The following is a 5,037-nucleotide window of genomic DNA, read 5'->3' as shown; positions in this document are numbered from 1 at the left end:
GGTGGGGGACTCGTCGCCTCGTCCACTACTGGGAAATTGGGTGGGGGACTCGTCGCCTCGTCCACTACTGGGAAATTGTGTCACAGTCCTAAAACGACGCGACCCGCAAAGCCAAAATAATACTTTGCGGGTCGCTATGATAAAGCGTGGTGGGGCGATGATCGAGGTTGCCTTGGCACGCGTCAGGATTGGGGCGATCGGCTTAACGTTTCTTGCCGCGCGAGGAAGCCGCCGACTTTCCCTTGTTGTTCGTGACGGGGGCGACGACGGGCGCTACTTTCTTGTTGAAGCCCTTGGGTTTCTTTTGGTTTTTGCCACGGTTGGCCATTGCAGTTTCCTCGCGGGAGCAAACGAATCGGTGGGTGACCCACACTGGGTCGATCGGATCAGTCAATTGCATTTTTCGTGCCAATCTGATCGGCCGGAGAAGACCTGGGAACAGCTTGCAGCCCGTCGATCCCGATGCACCGGCTCGCGGGGCGATCCTGGTTTCACACCGACGGAATTGCAGGGGGCAGAGCCGCGCCGCCGACGCCATGTCGTGGAAAAGAAACTGCGCCGCGTCGGAAAAACGTTTTCCACCCGCGGCGTGATTGTCTCTCGGTTTCGTGAGCCGACGGCGCTAGCCGCGGGCCTGGTGGTGACGACGTCAACCGCTGCTCGCGCCGTCGACTCACCATTGCTCCGGCTACGTTGATCGGCAACGACACGCGCCGAACTCCGATTGACAGGGGGACCGCATTGCGTCAACTAGAGGTCACAGATCTGCCCTCCATTCGACGATGCCATGAAACCTCTTGAATCGCTGCTGAAAGTTTTTGTGCAGTTGCATCCCGAAGATGCGGCGCGGGCCTTTGAAACACTCGATTCGGAAGAACGGCATCGGCTGTTTAAGTCGCTGCCGAGCCGAATCGCACTGGCGTTGCTGCAGCGGATCAGCCCGCATGCGGGGGCCGAAATCGTTGCTCAACTTGAGCCGGCCCAGGCAGCCAAATTACTCGGACGCTTGCCGCCGCGGGTTGCCTCGTCGGTTTTGCACCAGGTGGATCCGACCAATCGCGAGGCGTTGATCACCGCACTGCCGCAGGATGTCTCGCGGGGGTTGCTGGCCCTGGCACAATACGCTCCCGAAACGGCGGGCGGGATGATGGAACCGCGGGTCGTTTCATTGGCCGCGGACATCACGGTGCAGGAAGCGATTTCGGCAATCCGTCAGGCGCCTCGGGAAGCACTGCATTACCTCTATGTCACCCGACGCGACGGAACGCTTGATGGAGTGATCAACATGCGCGACCTGTTGTTGGCCAAGCCGCGGGACCCGATCGCGCCGATCGTGCGACGGGAGGTCACGCGAGTCCCCGATGTCATGTCATCGAGTGAGGTCGTCGACTTGATGGGGCAGAAACGTTTCCTGGCGTTACCGGTGGTCGACTTTGAAGGGCGATTGATCGGGGTGGTCAAGCAAGCCGATGCGCTGGCGTCGAGCCAGGCGGCGGCGTTTGAAAATTTACAGAAGATCGTGGGGGCCGGTGCCGACGAGCGTGCGTTGTCGCCCGTTTCGATGGTCGTCAAGAGCCGACTCCCCTGGCTGTTCGTCAACCTGGTCACCGCGTTCATGGCGGCGGCGGTGATCGGGGTGTTCGAGGGGACGATCGCCAAAGTCGCCGCCTTGGCGGTGCTGCTTCCCGTGGTCGCCGGACAGGGCGGGAACACGGGGTCCCAGTCGCTGGCCGTCGTGATGCGTGGGTTGGCACTTCGCGAACTGGTTCCCGGCAGTCGCAAGCAGCTGATTTACAAGGAACTTTTCGGCGGACTGATCAACGGCGTTGCCGTCGCCGTCGTGACAGCGATCGCGGTCTTTGCGTGGCGAATGGCCGCGGGCGATTCGGTGTTGGCCGGATCAGGACTTTCACTGGTGATCGCCATGGCGATGGTGGTCAACATGGCCGCCGCGGCGATCTCCGGCGCCGTGATTCCGTTGATTCTGCAGAAGCTGGGCCGCGATCCCGCTCAATCCGCGGCGATCTTTTTGACGACGGTGACAGACATTGTCGGATTCGCCGCCTTCCTGGGATTCGCGTCGCTGTTCATGTCGTGGATCGTTTGAAGCGTTGCCGGCGTGTCGCCTGTCCAACGTCATTTGGGAACGCTGCTCGGTTCGGCCGTTGTCGGTTCCGGCAATTTTACCTTGATCAGTAACTCAACGACGCGCGGGTCGATGCGATAGGGAAACAGATTGGCCGGCAGCTGAATGTTTTGCTCACTGAGCTGAATTTCGTGATAGCCCGCCAGGGTGTGAGTCAGATCCAGTGACACTTTCAGGCTGGCCGGATCGAGGAAACGAAAATCGCGGTCTGAACCCGAAAGCGTCACGCGGCATTCATTCGGCGCCGAGGTGTCAATTTCCAAATGCTTGGCCACATTCCGGTACTCGACCGGCACGATGAAGGTGCGTTGCACCGTGTGCGGATCGTAGGCGAGTACGAACCAGGCAGCGACCGCGACGATCAACGACAAGACTTTCAGACCCGCGTGGTCGACCAGGATTTGTTTCCAGAGCGGTGGCCGCGAATCGGCGAGCCCCGAGGCAAAGTTGGCGTCGAGAAAAGACTTGAGGTCGGTGGCAGTCGGCATCTCCTTCAACGTCCCCGCTTGAGCCACACAAACGCTGCCGCGTTCTTCGGACACCACGATGGTGACTGCATCGGAACGTTCCGAGAGCCCCAGTGCCGCGCTGTGCCGGGTGCCGCGGCCGCCGAGCTTGTTGGTGTTGGGAGAGATCGGAAGATGGGCGGCGTACTGTTTGATGTGATCACGATCGATCACGATCGCACCGTCGTGTCCCGGTGTGCTCGAATCGAAGATGCTGTAGATCAGCGGGAGGCTGAACTTGCCGTCCAACGGGATGCCTCCATGAAGCTGACGTTCAAGTGACTCCTTTCGCTTCAGGACGATCAGGGCACCGGTCCTCGAGGATGCCATGCGAAAGACGACTTCCACCAGGGAGTCGATCTGCACCCCGCTTTGGCCGCCGTGTTCCAATGGAACGGACTGGAACGAAGCCACCCGCTCGAGCAGCCGACGCAGGTCTTCCTGGAACACCACGACCAGGATGAACAACAGGACGGCAAAGGTGGTGTGAAAGGCCAGTGACGTCAGGTACATGTCCAGGCTGCGAGCGACAAAATACACCCAGGCGAGCGCTGCCACCCCGACCAGGACCCCCCGCGATGTCGTCTGGCGAAACCAGAGCAGCGAGGCGTAAAGGAACGCCGAAACCAGCACAATGTCGATCGCGTCGACAATGCGGAAGTTCTGCCGCAATTCGTCTGTGGTCAAGAGAATCGATTCAATCATGGTCAACCAGGGGGGCTGTCGTCCAGCTTCGCCCGCTTCCGGGGGCCGCGTTGCCTAACCGGCCCCGTTTGACGCCAGAGGTGCTCGAACTTTGCCGAATCAGGATTCTCAACCTTTATAGCGGTGTTGGCCGCGGATACGATAGCAATCGGGGGCGGTGTTTCCTTGGTTTGAATCGAGGGTCTCGGTGTGATCAAAGCGACGGAGTTATGAAGGCAACGCAATTGAATGCGAAATCCGTCTCCACAAGGCTATTAGAGAGCCTCAGCGATTGTGACGAGGTCGTGGTCGTGATGCACGACAATCCCGATCCGGATGCGATCGCCTCGGGTTGGGGACTGAAAGTCCTGATCGACGAAACGGTGGGGCTGCCGACACGGGTGATCGGCGGGGGGGCCATCGTTCGGGCCGAGAACCGGCACATGGTGGATCTCTTGGAACCACCGATCGAATTGGTGGACGACTTTGAATTCGATGACCGCACCGCGGCGATTCTGGTGGATTGTGGGGCGGAAGCTTCCAACCACGTGTTGACCCGTCAGGGGGTCAAGCCCTTCGCGATCATCGATCATCACATCCCCGATCAACGCAGCATCAAAACGCCGTTTAGCGACATTCGCGTGGAGGTCGCCGCGTCGGCATCGATCATTGCCAGCTACCTGCGTGAGCAAGCGATCAGCCCGGGAGCGAAGTTGGCCACCGCGATGCTGTATGCGATCAGCACCGAGACCTGCGCCTACGAGTCGCATTATTCGTCTCTGGACCGATTGATCTTGCCCTGGTTGATGGAATTCGGCGAACCCGAGTTGTTGGCCGAAATTCACAATGCACCGCTGCGGCGATCGTATTACGGGGACCTGTTGCTGGCGCTGCAAAACACCTTTCTCTACGACGACGTGGCAATGTGCTTCCTGCCCCGAGCCGATGGCGTCGAGATTGTGGGCGAGATCGCCGATTTGCTGATTCGGGGTGATTCGGTCAGTCGGGTGATGTGCGGCGCCGTGATCGCCGGGGACTTGCTGGTTTCGGCGCGGACACAATATGCTGAAGACAACGCGGCGGAGATGATTCGCGAGACCCTGAAAGGTCTGGGAGGTTCCGGTGGCCACGCCCACCGTGCCGGCGGGAAAATTCCCAACGTGGGCGAGAGCGCCGCCGCGATCGACAAGATGTCAAACATGCTTCGCGATCGTTGGCTGGACGTTTGCGGCGTCGAACGCAAACGAGGCACCCGGTTGATCGCCAAGCGCGAAATCGTCCAACACTTGGATCGTTAATGCGTCGTCAAGCAACGTTGACGGAGCAACCGACGACTCTACCTCGGAGAGCGATAAACTGGTATGGAGCTACTGGTTGACCAGGAGGTTCGGCCTTGATGGTTACAGGTAGGTCCCCATCCCAGGGGCGTGCCAAGCTTGTCTTGGCACGCCTGCTTTCTGTGTCCGAAGCACGTGGATGCCCAATGCCATCGATTTGGACGCCAAGCGGGTTTTGTTTTGTTAGCGGCAGGGCGCGAGCCCTCCGGCCATTGACGTTGTTTTTGCGACGCAACCGGACGGCTCGCGCCGTTCCGCTAACCGCTTGCGTTGTTTTGTTAGCGGCAGGGCGCGAGCCCTCCGGTCTTCGAGGTTGCTATTGAAACGCAACCGGACGGCTCGCGCCGTTCCGCTAACCGCTTGC

The 5,037-nt window shown here is 60.0% G+C and carries 3 protein-coding genes; 2 read left to right on the top strand and 1 reads right to left on the bottom strand.

Annotated features, from left to right (window positions below; genetic code table 11):
- The first annotated feature begins 787 nt into the window (after positions 1 to 787).
- Positions 788 to 2,107: a magnesium transporter gene (mgtE, locus tag ABX749_RS21395; RefSeq protein ID WP_372897771.1), complete on the top strand. Its 1,320-nt coding sequence runs from the start codon at positions 788 to 790 to the stop codon at positions 2,105 to 2,107.
- A 29-nt stretch (positions 2,108 to 2,136) separates the two neighbouring features.
- Here mgtE and ABX749_RS21390 read toward each other — a convergent pair whose 3' ends face one another.
- Positions 2,137 to 3,339, bottom strand: a complete 1,203-nt coding sequence (locus ABX749_RS21390) for a diadenylate cyclase (RefSeq protein ID WP_372897770.1) — start codon at positions 3,337 to 3,339, stop codon at positions 2,137 to 2,139.
- Positions 3,340 to 3,566: 227 nt separating this feature from the next.
- Here ABX749_RS21390 and ABX749_RS21385 point away from each other — a divergent pair, with 227 nt between their 5' ends.
- Complete coding sequence (locus ABX749_RS21385; protein ID WP_372897769.1) at positions 3,567 to 4,634, top strand: bifunctional oligoribonuclease/PAP phosphatase NrnA; 1,068 nt, start codon at positions 3,567 to 3,569, stop codon at positions 4,632 to 4,634.
- Positions 4,635 to 5,037 lie beyond the last annotated feature (403 nt).

The sequence above is a fragment of the Stieleria sp. genome (genome assembly GCF_041595215.1).
In the GTDB taxonomy this organism is placed as follows: domain Bacteria; phylum Planctomycetota; class Planctomycetia; order Pirellulales; family Pirellulaceae; genus Stieleria; species Stieleria magnilauensis.
Note: the sequence above shows the minus strand (reverse complement) of the source record. Positions and strands in the feature narration are given on the sequence as shown.